The organism is Sphingomonas sp. GW821-FHT10F11 (genome assembly GCF_058809095.1).
This window is the reverse complement of record NZ_JBXASH010000001.1, coordinates 300702-317215: the sequence shown is the minus strand read 5'-3', so window position 1 is coordinate 317215 and position 16514 is coordinate 300702. Positions and strand designations below refer to the sequence as shown.

At 65.2% G+C, this 16514-nt stretch carries 14 protein-coding genes; 9 read left to right on the top strand and 5 right to left on the bottom strand.

All coding sequences use genetic code 11. From position 1 onward, the window contains the following. Positions 1 to 117 precede the first annotated feature (117 nt). The 6 genes from AC1RT8_RS01515 (at position 118) to AC1RT8_RS01490 (ending at position 8236) form a co-directional block, all read left to right on the top strand. Positions 118 to 3063, top strand: a complete 2946-nt coding sequence (locus tag AC1RT8_RS01515; protein ID WP_493073739.1) for a TonB-dependent receptor domain-containing protein — start codon at positions 118 to 120, stop codon at positions 3061 to 3063. 161 nt (positions 3064 to 3224) lie between these two features. Further along, on the top strand, positions 3225 to 5138 hold the full coding sequence (locus AC1RT8_RS01510) for a pyrroloquinoline quinone-dependent dehydrogenase (protein ID WP_493073736.1): 1914 nt from the start codon (positions 3225 to 3227) through the stop codon (positions 5136 to 5138). A 122-nt stretch (positions 5139 to 5260) separates the two neighbouring features. Beyond that, positions 5261 to 5704: a hypothetical protein gene (locus AC1RT8_RS01505; protein WP_493073732.1), complete on the top strand. Its 444-nt coding sequence runs from the start codon at positions 5261 to 5263 to the stop codon at positions 5702 to 5704. 11 nt (positions 5705 to 5715) lie between these two features. Further along, positions 5716 to 6885, top strand: a complete 1170-nt coding sequence (locus AC1RT8_RS01500; protein ID WP_493073730.1) for a patatin-like phospholipase family protein — start codon at positions 5716 to 5718, stop codon at positions 6883 to 6885. Between the two features lie 178 nt (positions 6886 to 7063). Further along, positions 7064 to 7429, top strand: coding sequence for a hypothetical protein (locus AC1RT8_RS01495; protein ID WP_493073727.1), 366 nt, complete (start codon positions 7064 to 7066; stop codon positions 7427 to 7429). A 72-nt stretch (positions 7430 to 7501) separates the two neighbouring features. Then, positions 7502 to 8236, top strand: a complete 735-nt coding sequence (locus AC1RT8_RS01490; RefSeq protein WP_493073725.1) for a GDSL-type esterase/lipase family protein — start codon at positions 7502 to 7504, stop codon at positions 8234 to 8236. Positions 8237 to 8245: 9 nt separating this feature from the next. On the opposite strand, the gene AC1RT8_RS01485 is transcribed toward AC1RT8_RS01490, so the two are convergent. Then, on the bottom strand, positions 8246 to 9772 hold the full coding sequence (locus tag AC1RT8_RS01485) for a glucuronyl esterase domain-containing protein (RefSeq protein WP_493073723.1): 1527 nt from the start codon (positions 9770 to 9772) through the stop codon (positions 8246 to 8248). Positions 9773 to 9949: 177 nt separating this feature from the next. Between AC1RT8_RS01485 and AC1RT8_RS01480 the strand changes: the two genes are divergently transcribed. Further along, positions 9950 to 10474, top strand: coding sequence for a gamma carbonic anhydrase family protein (locus AC1RT8_RS01480; protein ID WP_493073721.1), 525 nt, complete (start codon positions 9950 to 9952; stop codon positions 10472 to 10474). 133 nt (positions 10475 to 10607) lie between these two features. Here AC1RT8_RS01480 and guaB read toward each other — a convergent pair whose 3' ends face one another. Continuing rightward, positions 10608 to 12065, bottom strand: a complete 1458-nt coding sequence (gene guaB, locus AC1RT8_RS01475; protein WP_493073720.1) for an IMP dehydrogenase — start codon at positions 12063 to 12065, stop codon at positions 10608 to 10610. 173 nt (positions 12066 to 12238) lie between these two features. Here guaB and AC1RT8_RS01470 point away from each other — a divergent pair, with 173 nt between their 5' ends. Together AC1RT8_RS01470 and AC1RT8_RS01465 are read left to right on the top strand one after the other, a co-directional pair. Next, positions 12239 to 13213: an SPFH domain-containing protein gene (locus AC1RT8_RS01470; protein WP_493073717.1), complete on the top strand. Its 975-nt coding sequence runs from the start codon at positions 12239 to 12241 to the stop codon at positions 13211 to 13213. Continuing rightward, on the top strand, positions 13210 to 13659 hold the full coding sequence (locus tag AC1RT8_RS01465) for an NfeD family protein (RefSeq protein WP_493073715.1): 450 nt from the start codon (positions 13210 to 13212) through the stop codon (positions 13657 to 13659). The genes AC1RT8_RS01470 and AC1RT8_RS01465 overlap by 4 nt, the downstream gene beginning before the upstream one ends. Positions 13660 to 14014: 355 nt before the next feature. Here AC1RT8_RS01465 and AC1RT8_RS01460 read toward each other — a convergent pair whose 3' ends face one another. Genes AC1RT8_RS01460 through AC1RT8_RS01450 form a run of 3 tightly spaced genes read right to left on the bottom strand, consistent with a single transcriptional unit; the run spans position 14015 to position 16513 of the window. Beyond that, a complete protein-coding gene (locus tag AC1RT8_RS01460; protein ID WP_493073713.1) occupies positions 14015 to 14374 on the bottom strand; it encodes a hypothetical protein in 360 nt (119 codons plus the stop codon). A gap of 39 nt (positions 14375 to 14413) precedes the next feature. Then, on the bottom strand, positions 14414 to 14866 hold the full coding sequence (locus AC1RT8_RS01455) for a hypothetical protein (RefSeq protein ID WP_493073711.1): 453 nt from the start codon (positions 14864 to 14866) through the stop codon (positions 14414 to 14416). 39 nt (positions 14867 to 14905) lie between these two features. Beyond that, positions 14906 to 16513: a phosphoenolpyruvate carboxykinase gene (locus AC1RT8_RS01450; RefSeq protein WP_493073710.1), complete on the bottom strand. Its 1608-nt coding sequence runs from the start codon at positions 16511 to 16513 to the stop codon at positions 14906 to 14908. Position 16514: the final 1 nt, after the last annotated feature.

Here is a 16514-nt window from a genome sequence, read left to right as displayed (position 1 = left end):
GCACACCCACGTCCGCCGTGCCCAAAGCTCGAACACGTGTGTTGACGCCGCTTTTTCGAGATGTATACAAGATTCGAGAAAGAGGCCGAATCCGGCAAATTCAGGTAGGGGATGCATGTGTCGAAGGTATTGATGAATCTCGCCCGTGGTGGATCGAAGATGGCGCTGGGCACTGCCCTGTGCATCGCCGCCATGCCGGCCTGGGCGCAGACCGCGCCGGGCGCGGAGGCGACCCAGATGACGCCCGCGGCGCCACTCCCCGCCGACGACGAGAGCGCGGCCGAGCCTCAGCAGGACATCGTCGTCACCGGCACCAGCATCCGTGGCGTTGCCCCGATCGGTTCGAACCTCGTCGCGGTCGGCGCAGAGGCGCTGCATGACACCGGTGCCCAGACGGTCACCGGTGCTCTCGCCTCGGTCCCGTCGCTCAGCGGCATCACCGGCCAGGGCAACACGTCGGCCTTTTACCAGCCCAGCATCCACCAGCTCGGCGCCAGCGCCAGCAACTCCACCCTGGTGCTGATCGACGGCCATCGCGGCCCGACGGGCGGCACCAACCACACTTTCCTCGATCCCAACATCGTGCCCAACATCATGCTGGAGCGCGTCGAGGTCCTCGCCGAGGGCGCATCCTCGATCTACGGGTCGGACGCGGTCGCCGGCGTCATCAACTTCATCACCCGCAAGCGTTTCGACGGCATCCAGGCCGAAGGCTCGGTCACCTTGCGTAACGGCACCACCGGCTATCAGGCGGGCCTGCTCGCCGGCCAGACCTGGGATCGCGGCTGGGCCGTGATCGGCGCTCAATACAGCTATCAGGATAATCTGCGGAACGCCGACCGCGATTTCACTTATCCAAACCATATCCCGCAGGGCGGCACCAGCTTCCTGACCCGCAGCTGCTCGCCGGCCGGCGTGCAGCCCAATGGCGCGGGCGGCATCTATTACGGGCCCTATACCGGCACGCCTCTGGGGAACAGTGCGGCCTTCTATCCCTGCACCAGCTGGGGTGTGACCGATCTCGTCGGCAAGGAAGAACGCCAGAGCGTGATGGGCAAGGTCAGCTTCGACGTTACCGACAGCCTGACGATCGGCCTCGACCTGCTTTACGCCCGCCGCCGCAACGACACGCTGCAGGGTGCAGGCACCGTTCAGGCGACCGTCTTCCGCACCGGCGCACGGGCGAACCCCTTCTACGTTCAGATGCCCGGGATTTCGGAATTCCTGGCGGACGGCGTGACGCCCAATCCCGCCTATAACCAGCAGACCGTCACCTGGGATGCGACCGATTTGGTCGGCCCGGCCCATGGCCGCTCCGATTCAGATTCGATGTACGCAAACTTCACGGCGGCCTATGAGATCACCGACGATTGGCATGCGGACTTCCTCGCCAGCGTCGGCCGTGACGAGAGCACGACCTACACCACCGGCGGGATCAACAGCAGCGTCGCCAACCTGGCGCTGAACGGCACCACCAACGGCGCCGGCAACCTGACTCAGATCTCGATCCCCGGCACGACCACCGTCGTCACGCAATTGCCGCTGACCGCCGACAATGCGCTCGACGTCTGGCGCCCGGCAGGTTCGACCAACCGCACCTCGGCGGCGACGATCGCGCGATTGCTCGACAACGCCAACCGACTGCGTGCCACCAGCGGCTATCAGCAGATCCGTGCCAGCGCGAGCGGCTCCCTGTTCGATCTGCCCGCCGGCCCGGTCAAGGTCGCGTTCGGTGTCGAGCTGCTCAAGACTCAGCTCAGCCAGCTCGTGACGCGCGCCAACAACAGCGGCCCGGCGTCGCTCGGCTCGCAGCAGCTCTTCTTCCCGTTCGATCGCACCGTCTATTCGGGTTTCGTCGAGCTGAACGTGCCGATCGTTTCGCCGGAGATGGATACGTTCATCCGCCGCTTCGACATCTCGCTTGCCGGCCGCTACGATCACTATGACGATTTCGGCGAGACGACGAACCCGAAGATCGGCTTCAACCTCGAACCGATCCAGGGCCTGCGTTTCCGCGGCAACTGGTCGACCTCGTTCGTGGCGCCGCCGCTGACGATCATCGGCGACAAGTTCGGCGCCTTCGGTACCGCAGGCTGGAACACGCAGACCAACAACATCTCCGTGCCAACCGCCGCCTATCCCGATGTCGTCACGATCCTGCCGGGCTGCGCCGGCCAGGCGCTGTGCAACATCAGCACGCTGCAGGGCATCCAGAACACGACCGGCGACCCCAATGCCGGTCCGCAGGAAGGCAGCGGCTGGTCGCTCGGCTTCGACGTCGAGCCGTCGCTCATCCCCGGGCTCCATGCCGCCTTCACCTACTGGAACACCGAGTTCACCGGCGGCGTGACCGGTCCGCAGCTCGCCAACGTGATCAACACGGCGTCGGCGCAATATCTGCTGACCTTCTATCCGAGCTGCGCCACCCCGGCCCAGATCGCGGCGGTGACCCAGGGGATTCCGCAGACCAACGTGACCGCGGCGTGCACCAGCTACATCTTCCACACGCTGAACACGAACTGGCTGAACCTCGACATCTCCGGCATCGATTATCAGATCGACTATGACTACCGCACCGACAATGCCGGCACGTTCAGCATCGGCCTTTCGGGCACGGAATTCACCAAGTTCGATCAGTCGTTCGGCTCCGGCCCGAAGTACAGCGTGCTCAACACCGCGGGCAACAACGGCACCTTCCCGTCTCTGAAGCGCAAGGCGCGTGCTTATCTTGGCTGGGCCGGCGGTGCCTTCTCGGCGCGCCTGTTCGCCAACTATACCGGCGGCTTCCGCAACTGGTCGTCGAGCACGGTCGCACCGCTGACGCGGGACGCCAATGGCAACCCGAACGGCGGCGGCGACAAGGTGAAGGCACAGACCACGTTCGACCTGAACATGGCCTATGAATTCAAGGGCGGTTTCCTGAACGGCTCGCGCCTGTCGGTCTCCGGCCTCAACATCTTCGATCAGGACCCGCCCTTCTACAATACCGGCGCCGGCTACTACAGCCTGATCCACAACCCGTTCGGCCGTACCGTCACGGTCGCGCTGAAAGTGAAGTTCTAAGAGACCCCCCTCATGGCCCGCCTTCCCGTCTATCGGGGAGGCGGGCTTTTTTTGCTCTTCGGCTCTCGCGGAATGAGGGAAGTTTCACGAAGCAACCCTACGGGGGCAACGCCTCCATGCTATTGAACCCCCGCGCCGTTTCGGCGCCACAAGGTGGATACATGCTGAAGATCGGGTTCCTGGGCCTCGCCCTGCTTTCCACCTCGGCGCTTGCGCAGGACGCCACCGACTGGCCCACCTACGGCCATGACAAGGGCGCGATGCGCCACTCGCCGCTCGCCCAGATCACGCCCGCCAATGTGAACGACCTGCAGATCGCCTGGGTCTACCGGATGAAGCCGGCCCATACCGAGGCTGCAGCCGATACGGGCGAGGCTGCGCGCCGCGCGGCCGAAGGTGCCGGCGCCCAGCGTGCCTCGCAATTCGCCGGTTCCGAGATGACCCCGCTGGTCGTCGGCAACCGCATGTATATCTCCACACCCTATTCCCGGGTCGCCGCGCTCGACGCGACGACGGGCAAGGAGATCTGGGTCCGCGAGATCCCTGGCCCCGGCCAGCCCTCGCTGCGCGGCGTCGAATATTGGGCCGGCGACGGCAAGACCGGCCCGCGCATCTTCTTCGGCACGCGCGACGGCCGGCTGATCGGCCTCGACGCCGCCACCGGCGCCTATGCGCCGGGCTTCGGCGAAAATGGCGTCGTCAATCTGAAGACCGACGAGATCATGAACGGGTCGCCGGCGGCGCAATATGGCATGACGACTCCGCCGATCGTCTTCAGGAACCTGATCATCACGGGCTCCTCGGTGCAGGAGAACCCGGCGCTCGGCGCGCGCGGCGACGTCCGCGCCTGGGATGCGCGCACCGGCAAGCTCGTCTGGACCTTCCACACCGTGCCCCGCAAGGGCGAGCTTGGGTATGACACATGGGCGCCGGGCAGCACGGAGAAGCGCTCGGGCGTCAATGTCTGGGGCTTCATGAGCCTCGATGCCAAGCGCGGCATCGTCTATCTGCCGATCGGCGCACCGACGCATGATCGTTATGGCGGCGACCGGCACGGCGACAATCTGTTCGGCACTTCGCTCGTCGCGGCCGACGCGGCCACCGGCAAATATCTCTGGCACTTCCAGGTCGTGCATCACGACATCTGGGACATCGATCTCGAATCCGCGCCGCTGCTGTTCGACGCGAAGGTCGGCGGCAAGACCGTGCCCGCCGTTGCGGTCGTGGCGAAGAACGCGCTGCTGTTCATGCTGAACAGGGTCACCGGCAAGCCGATCCATCCGGTCGAGGAACGCCCTGTTCCGGCCAGCACCGTGCCCGGCGAGCTTGCGGCCCCCACCCAGCCCTTCCCGATCACACCGCCGTTGGCCCGCACCACCTTCTCGATCGAAAAGGACATCGCCGATGTCACGCCTGAGCTGAAGAGCTGGTGCGAGAACTGGATCAAGAGCAACAACATGGCGGAGGGCGTGCAGTATCAGCCCATGCTGCCCGATCGTCCGCTGATCGTCTTCCCGGGCACTGAAGGCGGCTCCAACTGGGGCGGCGCGACCTTCGATCCGAAGACGGGCTATATCCTCGTCAACACCAACAATTTCGGCCAGGTCACCACCATGGTGAAGACCGACGGCCCGGTCGCCTGGATGCCGGGCGGTGTCGGCGGTCGCTTCCAGCAGCCCGGCACCGGCCTGATGTGCCAGCGCCCGCCCTGGGGCCAGCTCAGCGCGGTCGACAGCAAGACCGGCAATATCGTCTGGCAGAGCACATTGGGCGTCACCGACAACCTGCCCGAAGGCCTGCGCAACACCGGCCGCCACGGCACGGGCGGCGCGATCACCACGGCAGGCGGCCTGCTCTTCATCGGCTCGACCGACGATGCCCGCTTCCGCGCCTTCGAGATCAGGACCGGCAAGGAGGTCTGGACCCACAAGCTCGAGGCCTCGGCCCATGCCACCCCGATCTCCTATCGCGGTACTGATGGCCGGCAATATGTCGCGGTGGTGTCGACCGGCGGCAGCTACCACAACAGCCCGCGTACCAGCGACGCGTTGACCGCCTTCGCGCTGCCACGCTGAGGCTATCCGCCGCACCTGCAAGATGCTTGCATGAAAATGCGCCACCGTGACGGCCATCACGCGTCCGTCATACCGTCCCGAGCCATCCTGCCCGTAATGAAGGACAAGGCGGGAGATGTAACATGGCACTGCACAGCACGCTCAGGATCAATACTGCATCGCCGAATTTCAAGGCCGCTGCTGGTGGTGCGACGCCACCGAACGATTCCTATCTGACCCAGCTGACCAAGTTGTTCCCGGTCGAAGTCGTTTCCATCTATCCCGCCGGCGTAACGCTCCTCAAGGCAGTGGAGGTGAAGACCTGGTGGTTCGCGTGGCTATGCGTGGCCGCGATCATTCTGTTCCGCCGCATCACGACCGCGAAGGCGGACGGTAGCGACCCGCAATATGTGGCCATCGGCGTCGCGGTCATATCCTTCCTGCTCTGGGTGGTGATATTGGGCGGATGGTTCCTGCCCAGGGGTGAGCCCTCGGAACAGACGGTCGCCATTGCCACCGCGATTACCCTTCTCTGGACCTGGCTGGCGCCGCTGATCATCGCCCAATTCGGCCGGAATGCGACATGAGGAGAGACCCGATGATCACCCGAGCTTCCGCTCTTGTCTCGCTCCTGCTTCTGCCGGCTTGCGCCACTGACAAACCCCTGGCCTTTGACGGATGCCATTCGATCGAACGGTTCCGCATTCCGCTGGGAGCGACCCCCGCCGATGAGACGCAGCTACGGGCGGCGGGGGACAATCGCACGATCGAACAGGTCTTCGCCGACGCCGTCGCCGGTCCGATAACCGCGAGCGCGAATGGCCCTAAAACGCCGCCGCAGTTCCTGATCCTGTCGGGGGGCGGTCAATGGGGCGCATTCGGCGCCGGCTTCCTGAAGGGCTGGTCCGACAAGGGCACCGGCGCCAATGCCCGCCCGGCACGCTTCGAAGTGGTCACCGGCGTCAGCACGGGCGCCTTGCAGGCGACCTTCGCCTTTCTCGGCCGCGATTATGACCAGAAGCTGCTCGACGCCTATTCCATCACCAGCGAACGGCAATTGCTGAAACGCCATGGCAGCCTGTTCTTCATCAGCCACGCTTCGATGGCCGATATCGGGCCGGCCAATCTCTATATCCGCGAGCGGCTTCGGCCGCTGATCGACCAGGTCGCCGCGCCCGAGAATAGCGGGCGTTCGCTGCTGGTCGGTACCGTCGATGCGCTCGACGGGAAGATGTATGCGGTCGACCTGACCCGGATGGCGCGCGACCTGAAGGAGCCCGAGCGCGAGGAATGCTATGTCGGCGCGCTGTTGGCCTCGGCCGCGGTGCCCGTGGTCTTCCGTCAGGTCACGGTCGGCGGCCGTCCCTATCTCGATGGCGGCGTGCGCAAATCGGTGTTCGTCACCGAGGTGCAGAATGCGGCCGGCAGGGCGCTCGCGGAACGCGGCGCCGGCGGAACCATGTATGTCCTGGTCAACGGCGATCCCGTGGCCAAGCCGATCGCCGCCCTGCCCGCAAAGCTGCTGCCCAGCCTCAACCGTCTCAGGTCGATCGTGTTCAACCAGGTGGAACTGGCCTCGATCTACGATACGGCGCGCACCTTTCCCGGGATGACGACCAAGGTCGCCGACGCCGCAGGCAACAGCTGCGAGGCCGTTGCCGACGAGGATTCGGAAATCTTCAGTCCGGCAACCATGGCCTGTCTGCGCGCTTATGGCCTAAGCCGGTGGAACGGGGGCGATGCCTGGAAACCCTATCCAGCGCGCTGACGGCGGCCGGCGGCAAAATGCCTCCGGAAACGGCTGAAAATCCGCCTCCCTGTCTTGCTCCTGTAACCCGACGCGCCTATCAGTTGCGAATAAGTCGCAAAAAGCGACAAGACGTAAGGGGTCTCAGGAAGGATGTACCATGAGCCCCGTTATCGCTGTGCCTACCCCCGCCACATCCATGACAGCGGCGATTCTTGAGGCCGTACGAAGCTGGCGCATTGCGCGCGACACGGGGAACTCGATCCAGCCCGCTTTGTACGCGCCGCTCGAGACTCGGGGCTATGGCTTGCTCGCCCCAGTGCTCGATGGCCTTTTGACCTTGTTCGAGGCTGCGTCCCGGCGCCGCTTCGATGCCGGATCCCCCTCGGACAGCGCGATCACCGGCGACGAGCACCGCTTGCTCGATCTGCTCGAGGGCGACGATGTCACGCCGCCGACCGATCAACTCCGCCCCGATCTTGCCGCGGCGCTGCGGGTCGCGGTGCGATCCTGCCGAATCATGCTGCGGTCGATGATCCGCCCGGAGATCGCGGCACTCGCCTGACCCCGCTTCCCGCGTGCATCGGGGAGCCGATCCCGATAGGTTTCAGCATTGAACCTCGAACGGGAGAGATGCATGCGGGCCCTCGTCACCGTCAGCCTGATCGCCGCGATCGCGCTGTCGGTCGCCCAGCTCTCGGCGCAGACGGCACCCGCGCCGGTCGCCAGGCCCCCGATCGGTCAGGGCGAGAAGGGCGACTGGGCGTTCATCAACCGCTACCGCGAGGCCAATACGCCGCTGCTCGCCACCGCGGATCCGCGGCGCGTCGTGTTCCTGGGCGATTCGATCACCCAGGGCTGGGCCGAGCAGCCCTTCATCAGGGGCAATGCGCATTTCATCTGCCGCGGCATTTCCGGCCAGACCACGCCGCAGATGCTCGTTCGCTTCCGCAGCGACGTGGTGGCGCTGAAGCCGGCGGTCGTCCACATCATGGCCGGCACCAACGATGTCGCGGAAAACACCGGCCCCTCCACGCCCGAGGAGATCGAAGGCTATGTCGCCGGCATGGTCGAGATTGCCCACGCCAATGGCATCAAGGTGATCCTCGCCTCGATCCCGCCCGCGATCGAATTCCCGTGGCGCAAGAGCCAGAAACCCGCGCCGAAGATCAAGGCGCTCAACGTCTGGCTCAAGGACTATGCCGCGCGGAAACACATCGTCTATGCCGATTACTGGCCCGCTATCGCGACCCCGGAAGGTGGGATGAAGCCGGGTTACGCCCATGACGGCGTCCACCCCAATGCGGAGGCTTTCGCGGCGATGGCCCCGCTCGCCCAGGCAGCGATCGACAAGGCCATGAAAGCGAAATAACGCCGTTCGCTACGGCGCCTTCCACCCGATCTGCCGGTCGGCCCAGGCGATGAAATACTTCATGTTCGGGGCATCGGTGTGCCCGCCGTCATGCTGGCGCCAGGCAAGCTGCCCCTCAAGCAGGTCGGTCAGCACCGGCGGCATCTTCGCGGTGCGATAGTCGTTGCCGACGCCCAGATCCTTCGCGCCGAGCAGGGTCCAGACCTGCCCCGCCGCGACGGTCGCCATGTAACTCCCCTGCTGGTCCAGCCAGTTGGCGTCGCCCTTCTCCGGCACGCCATAGCTGATGAAGGTCGGCCGTGGCGCGCACAGCGCGATCAGCTGATGGGAATCGACCGGGATGTCGCCCGCGTTCCTGCTGCCGAAGCTCGCCTGCGACGCGCCATATTTCAGGAAGTTGCCGGCCATCCAGTGATAGCCGCCGGTCCCGGTGAGGTTCTCCACCGCCTCGCCGAAGTCGCGGCGATGCGGCTTGGCCCCACCCTCGCCCGACGATCCGACCAGCACCATCGCGAAACGCTGGTCGAACGCCATGGTGATCAACGCCGCCTTGCCGTAGCGCGACACACCCTCGATCCCGACATGCTTGGCATCCACCGCGGGCACGGTCTCGAGATAATCGAGCGCCCGGCTCGCCCCCCAGCCCCACGCCCGTAGCGCGCCCCAATCCTCGGGCTTGCGCGGCTGACCCTTGTTGGTGAGGCCGATGATCCCGCCACGCAGCCCCGCGCCGTTGTCAGCCTGGATGCTCGACGTATCGACCAGCGCGACGCCCCAGCCGGCCGCGACCAGCGCGGAGATCCGCTCGTCGCTCGGCGGCGCCGGAAAGAAGCTCGGCGGGTTGACGAAGATGAAGCCCGGATGCGCCTGGAACGCGGCGGCGAGCGACGGATCGCGTCCGACGAGACTGGCTTTCATCGCCGCGTCGATCCTCGCCGCTTCATCGGCAGTCGGCTGGCTCGGCGCCGGATAGCGTGCCGCGCCGAACATGATCAGCACCGGCACCGGTTTGATCGTCTCGGCCGGCACTACCAGGGTCATCCTGATGCCGACCTCGATCGCCGGATACGCGCTGTTGTCGACCCGCCCGATCAGTTGCTTCGCCACCATGCGCTTGCCGCCGATGACCTCATTGTCGGTGCTCGCGACCGACCAGGCCACCTTGGGCACGGTGGCCGGAATCCGCCCGACCACCTCGCGCTCGAACGCCTCGACGATCTCGGGCCGGCGCTGCTTCCACCAGCCATCGGCGGTGGTGACCTTCCTGCCATTGTTCAGCGTGAGGATATCGGGCCAGTCGGGAAAGGGATTCGCCCTGGCCGGATCGTAATTGGCGGGATTCGGTCCGTCGGGCTGGCCGCTATGGCCGGGGCGCAGGGCTTTGATGCCAAGCTGGTCCATCATGTTCCGATGGTCCTGCTCGGCGGTCCAGGGCGCGACCGTTCCCTGCTGCGACACGGCCAGGGTCGATCCGGACATCGCCACGCCGGACAGCATGGCAAGAGCACAGCACGAGCGCAGCAGCGCAACTTTCATGGCATTCCCCTCCTGAGCGGGCACCAATGCACCTCACATCATATATGATATATTGAGATGAAAGGATTGCCAATCGGCTTCTGGGAGCGACTCAGCACTCGACGGTCCGACATCGCCTGAATCCCCTCCCCCTCACTGGCCCCGCACGTTATGCGAGGTGAAACGAGGAGGACGCCAATGCCGCTCTACGCCATCGACGGAAAACAGCCCGTGGTCGGAACCGATGTATGGGTCGCGCCCAGCGCCGATGTGATCGGCGACGCGCATCTCGCCGATGGATCGAGCGTCTGGTTCGGCGCGGTCATCCGGGCTGACAACACTCCAATCATTGTCGGCACGCGCAGCAACATCCAGGAAAGCGCGATGTGCCACTCCGATCCCGGCGCACCGCTGACGATCGGTGCCGACTGCACGATCGGCCATCATGCGATCCTCCACGGCTGCACCATCGGCAACAATGTGCTGATCGGCATGGGCGCGATCGTCCTCAACCGCGCGGTGATCGGCGATGGCTGCATCGTCGGCGCGGGCGCGCTGGTGACCGAGGGCAAGAGTTTCGAGCCGAACAGCCTGATCGTCGGCAGCCCGGCCAGGGCGATCCGCACGCTCGACGAGAATGCCGCGACGATGCTCAAGGCGTCGGCCCAGCATTATGTCGACAAGGGCAAGGCCTATAGCGAAGGGCTGACGCGGGTTGGCTAGACAACCCTTCAACTCACCACCGTCATGCCGGACTTGTTCCAGCATCCACTGATCCGCAAGAGTCGAAACCCGTTGGTGCGTGGAACGGTAGGCCCCGGAACGAATCCGGATGACGTTTCTGAAGGCCGGCGTTCTATCGCGTCGGGTAATTCGGTGCCTCGCGCGTGATCGTCACATCATGGACATGGCTCTCGCGTAGGCCCGCGCCGGTGATCTGGACGAACCGCGCGCGCCGCTGCAGGTCCTCGATCGTCGCTGAGCCGGTATAACCCATGGCAGCACGAATCCCGCCGACCAGCTGGTGGATCACATCCCGTGCCGGCCCCTTGAACGCCACCTGGCCCTCGATCCCCTCGGGCACCAGCTTGAGCTGATCCTTGATGTCGCCCTGGAAATAACGATCGGCCGAGCCGCGACCCATGGCGCCGACCGAGCCCATGCCGCGATAGGATTTATAGGCGCGGCCCTGGTACAGGAAGCTTTCGCCCGGCGCTTCCTCGGTGCCGGCGAGCAGCGATCCGATCATGCAAGCCGACGCACCCGCCGCGAGCGCCTTGGCGAGATCGCCCGAGGTGCGCAAGCCGCCATCGGCGATCACCGGAACGCCGGCCTTCAGGCCAATTTCGGCGCAATCCATCACCGCGGTGAGCTGCGGCACACCGACACCGGCGACCACGCGCGTGGTGCAGATAGATCCCGGGCCGATCCCGACCTTGATCCCGTCGGCACCCGCATCGATCAGCGCCCGCGTCGCCTCCGCCGTGGCGACGTTGCCGGCGATGACCTGGACCGAGTTGCTGAGCCGTTTCACCCGCTCGACCGCGCGCGCCACGTCGCGGTTGTGGCCGTGCGCGGTGTCGATGACGACAAGATCCAGTTCCGCATCGACCAGCGCCTCGGTCCGCTCGAACCCCTTGTCGCCGACGGTCGTCGCCGCGGCAACGCGCAGCCGGCCCGTCGCGTCCTTCGTCGCGTTGGGATAGGTGACGGCCTTTTCGATGTCCTTGACGGTGATCAGGCCGATGCAGCGATAGGCATCGTCCACCACGAGCAGCTTCTCGATCCGGCGCTGGTGCAGCAGGCGGCGCGCCTCCTCCTGACTCACACCCGGCGCGACGGTCGCGAGATTCTCGTGAGTCATCAGCTCGGCGACGGGCTGGCGCGGATTGCCGGCGAAGCGGACGTCGCGGTTGGTCAGGATGCCGACGAGCTTGCCGCTTGCCTCGACGACCGGAATGCCGCTGATCTTGTGGCGAGTCATCAGCGCCTGCGCCTCGGCAAGCGTCGCCTCTGGTGTGATGGTGATCGGATTGACCACCATGCCGGATTCGAAACGCTTGACCGCGCGCACCGCCGCCACTTGTTCGGCGATATCGAGATTGCGGTGGAGCACGCCGATGCCGCCGAGCTGCGCCATGACGATCGCCATGTCGGCCTCGGTCACCGTATCCATCGCCGAGGACAGGATGGGGATGTCGAGCGTGATCTCGCGCGTCACCCTGGTAGCGGTGTTCGTCTGGCTCGGGACGATGTCCGATTCAGCCGGCACGAGCAGGACATCGTCAAAGGTGAGGCCGAGGCGAATGTCCATGGGTGCCAGTTTCCTGCGGGGGAGCGAGTCGTGGCGGTCCATGTAAACAAGGGGCCGCGGGTGCGCTAGGGGCCCCGCCGCTCGTGTCGCATTTCACTATAACGGCCCCGCCAATCTGCTAATCTGCGTGTATCGGCCGCGCCCTTCGCGGCCCTTGTCGGGGGTTCCACACCATGACTCTCACACTTGCCGGCCTGGTTCTGGTCGTCGTCATTTTCTATTTCATGACCAGCATCAAGGTCGTCCGCCAAGGCTATCAGTACACGATCGAACATTTCGGCCGCTTCACCACCGTCGCGCGGCCCGGGCTCAACTTCTACCCGGCCTTTTTCTACCGGGTCGGCCGGCGCGTGAACATGATGGAGCAGGTGCTCGACATTCCGGGTCAGGAGATCATCACCAAGGACAATGCGATGGTCGCGGTCGACGGCGTCGTGTTCTTCCAGGTGCTCGACGCGGCCAAGGCGGCGTATGAGGTCAGCGATCTCTATCTCGCGATCATGCAGCTCTCGACCACCAATCTGCGCACCGTGATGGGCTCGATGGACCTGGACGAGACCCTGTCGAAGCGCGACGAGATCAACACGAGGCTGCTCCAGGTCGTCGACCAGGCGACCGAAGCCTGGGGCGTGAAGATCACCCGTGTCGAGCTGAAGGACATCCGTCCGCCCGCCGACATCGTCAACGCGATGACCCGGCAGATGAAGGCCGAGCGCGAGAAGCGCGCGACCATCCTCGAATCCGAGGCGGCACGGCAGAACGAGATCAACCGCGCCGAGGGCCTGAAACAGGCGCAGATCCTCGAGGCGGAAGGCCGCAAGGAAGCGGCGTTCCGCGACGCCGAGGCGCGCGAGCGCTCGGCCCAGGCGGAAGCGGCCGCGACCAAGATGGTGTCGGACGCGATCGAGGGTGGCAGCACCCAGGCGATCAACTATTTCATCGCCCAGAAATATGTCGAGGCGATCGGCATGTTCGCCACCTCGCCCAATGCGAAGACGATCCTGTTCCCGGTCGAAGCAACCCAGTTGATGGGCACGCTGGGCGGAATCGGCGAGCTCGCGCGTGAAGCGATCGGCGGTTACGGCGACTCGTCGGCGCCGCGTCCGCCGGCACGGCCGCGCGGTCCGTTCGAGGGAGGCCAGAAATGACCTTTCTCGGTTTCGTCTGGAGCCACGGCGCGCTGTGGCTCGCCGCCGCGCTAGCATTGGCGATCGCGGAGCTGATCGCGCCCGGCTTCTTCATGATCTTCCTGGCGGCCGGCGCGGCGCTCACCGGCTTCGCGCTGCTTGCGGTCCCCGGGCTGCCCGTGCTGGTTCAGGCGCTGTTGTTCGCCCTGTTCACCGCAGCGGCGGTCGGGCTCGGCCGGCGCTGGTATCACCAGAGCGAGGTTCCGACCGAGGATCCGCAGCTCAACGACCGCACCTCGCGCCTGATCGGCACCACAGCCGAGGTCTGCGACGCCATCACCGCGGGCGAAGGCCGGGTGAAGATAGGCGACGGCGCCTGGAAAGCCCGCGGTCCGGACGCTGCGGCTGGCGCATTCGTGCGGATCGTCGGCGCTTCGGGAAGCGTGCTGCTGGTGGAGCCTGCCTGAGGCAGTCAACGATCGATTCAAATGAAGCGGAGGCCGTCGCATTATCGCGCTGAATGGAGCGCCTCAGGGCGGTCCCGCTCTTTCTTATCGTTGGGGTTTCTTCAATCGTCACCCGGACTTCTTCCGGGGTCCTCGTGCCGTGGGCACCACGTTCTCTGTACCGACCGAAATTCCCTGTTATGCCTCGCGAAATTCCCTGTTATCGAATAACAGGGAATTTCGGATCAAACCATTGATCTATCATCAGAGAATTAGCCAAAACCACCCAAAAACGGGCAGAAAAAACGAAATTCCCTGATAATTCCCTGTCAATTGCACGGAACGGGGAATTTTCGCAGCCCGCTGGAGCCAGGGTTCAGCTCTTGCCGAACAGCCCCTTGGCGAAGCCGGCGATCTCATCCATCGGATTGCCGTCGCCGTCCTGGTCGAGCATCCCGCCGACCTTGCCGAGCATGCCGGAGCCCTGCAACAGGCTGGCGAACTGGCCGAGCGCGCCCTCGCCGCCGATATGGCCGACAATCTGCTGCAGCGTGTCGGCCGGCAGGCCGGTGGCGGAGGCGGCGGTATCGACCGTGTCGGTCGGGGCGCTATGCGCCTGCCCCAGCGCCGTCACCGCACTCTCGACCTGTTCGGGGGTCAGCCCGACCTTGGCCGCGAGGTTCTTGATGTCGACATTCTGGGTCACCTGTCCGAGCAGTCCGTCGAGCATTCCCATGGTAAATTCCTCAGGCCGTGTGGATGTCCGCTCCGTCTATCACAGGGCAGGAAGCGGCGCGAGGTCGGGGGCCAGGAATTTGCGCCGGGCCGGCACCGAAAACAGCCGGTTCCGGCTGTAGAAGCCGAGCGGCCAGTCGCGCCTGCCCATCGGGCTCGCCAGCAAGGCATTGACGGCATCGACCAGCGGTTCGTTCGCGGCGCGCCCGGCAAGATGCAGGCGGATGCCCGCCACGAACACATGGGTGATCGTGTCGTGATAGCCCTGGTTGTCGTCGTTCACCCCGCCGACGCTCTCATTGTAGCGCGAGATGATCCCCGCAATCTCTGTGTCGATGTCCACATCGGGCCGGTCGCGGACCAGCCAGAGCGTCGCGGCGAGATGCGCTTCATGAGTCCATTCGGCGCGCGGCAAGACGCAGGCGAGCAGGCCCTCCCCAATCCGGCGGATCGCGGCGTCGTTGGCAAAGACTCGGTAAGGGAAATCGGTCATCGATCGGGCTTTCCATGGCCCGATCGACGACCGGGCGTTTCAGGCGTTTTCGGGGGTCTTGGGAGCGGCTTGGCGCACGCCCTCGTCCACATCGTCGGCGAATTGGGCGAAATTCTCGACGAACAGGTCGACCAGCCTGGCCGCGGTTGCGTCATATTCGGCCTTGTTCGGCCAGGTCTCGCGCGGATCGAGGATCGCGGTGTCGACGCCGGGCACTTCCACCGGCACCTTGAACCCGAAATTCGGGTCGGTGCGGAACTCGGCATTGTTCAGGCTGCCGTCGAGTGCCGCGTTGAGCAGGGCGCGGGTCGCCTTGATCGGCATGCGACGGCCGATGCCGTATTTGCCGCCGGTCCAGCCGGTGTTGACCAGCCAGCAATCCACCCCGCCCTTGGCGATCCGCTCCTTGAGCAGATTGCCGTAAACCGACGGATGACGCGCCATGAACGGCGCGCCGAAGCAGGTCGAGAAGGTCGCATCGGGCTCGGTTACGCCGATCTCGGTGCCCGCGACGCGCGCGGTATAGCCCGAGAGGAAGTGATACATCGCCTGGTCCGGCGTCAGTTTCGAGATCGGCGGCAGGATGCCGTACGCATCTGCCGTCAGCATCACGATGTTGCGCGGCACCGGCCCCATATTCTCTTCCGAGGCATTGGGGATGAAGTCGATCGGATAGGCGCCGCGACTGTTCTCGGCGAGGCTGGCATCGTCGAGGTCGAGCTGGCGCGTGACCTGGTCCATCACGACATTCTCGAGGATCGTGCCGAAGCGCTTGGTGGTCGCGAAGATCTCCGGCTCGGCGTCGGCCGACAGGCGGATCATCTTGGCGTAGCAGCCGCCCTCGAAATTGAAGACCGCCGTGTCCGACCAGCCATGCTCGTCGTCACCGATCAGCGTGCGGCTGGCATCGGCCGACAGCGTGGTCTTGCCGGTGCCCGACAGGCCGAAGAACACCGCGGTGTCGCCCTTGGGCCCGATATTCGCCGAGCAATGCATCGGCATCACGCCGGTCGGCGGCAAAAGATAGTTGAGCAGGCTGAACACCGACTTCTTCATCTCGCCGGCATAGCGGGTGCCGCCGATCAGGATCAGTTTCTCGGTGAAGCTGACGGCGATCACCGTCTCGCTGCGGCAGCCGTGACGCGCCGGGTTGGCGCGGAAGCTCGGCAGGTCGATGATGGTGTATTCGGCCTCGAACCCGCGCAGTTCGCTCTCTTCCGGCCGCACCAACATCGTGCGGATGAAGCTGTTGTGCCAGGCGAGTTCGTTGACGATACGCACGCGGACGCGATGTTCCGGCTGCGAGCCGCCGAACAGGTCCTGGATGAACAGGTCTTCCTTGTCCTTCAGCGCGGCAAGGAAATCGGCCTTGAGCGCGGCGAAATGCTCCGGTGTCATCGCCTTGTTGCTCTTGCCCCACCAGACGGTGTTTTCGGTCTCGGCATCGCGGACGATGAACTTGTCCTGCGCCGAGCGACCGGTGTGCTGTCCCGTCTCGACCACCAGCGGCCCGTCGGCGGAGAGTTTGCCCTCGCCACGGGCGACGGCGGCCTCGATCAGGCGCGCCGTCACCAGATTCCAGTGCAAGGTGGCGCGTGTCTCAATGCCTTGCGCTTCGAGGCCTGCGTCGGGAATACGATCGCTCACG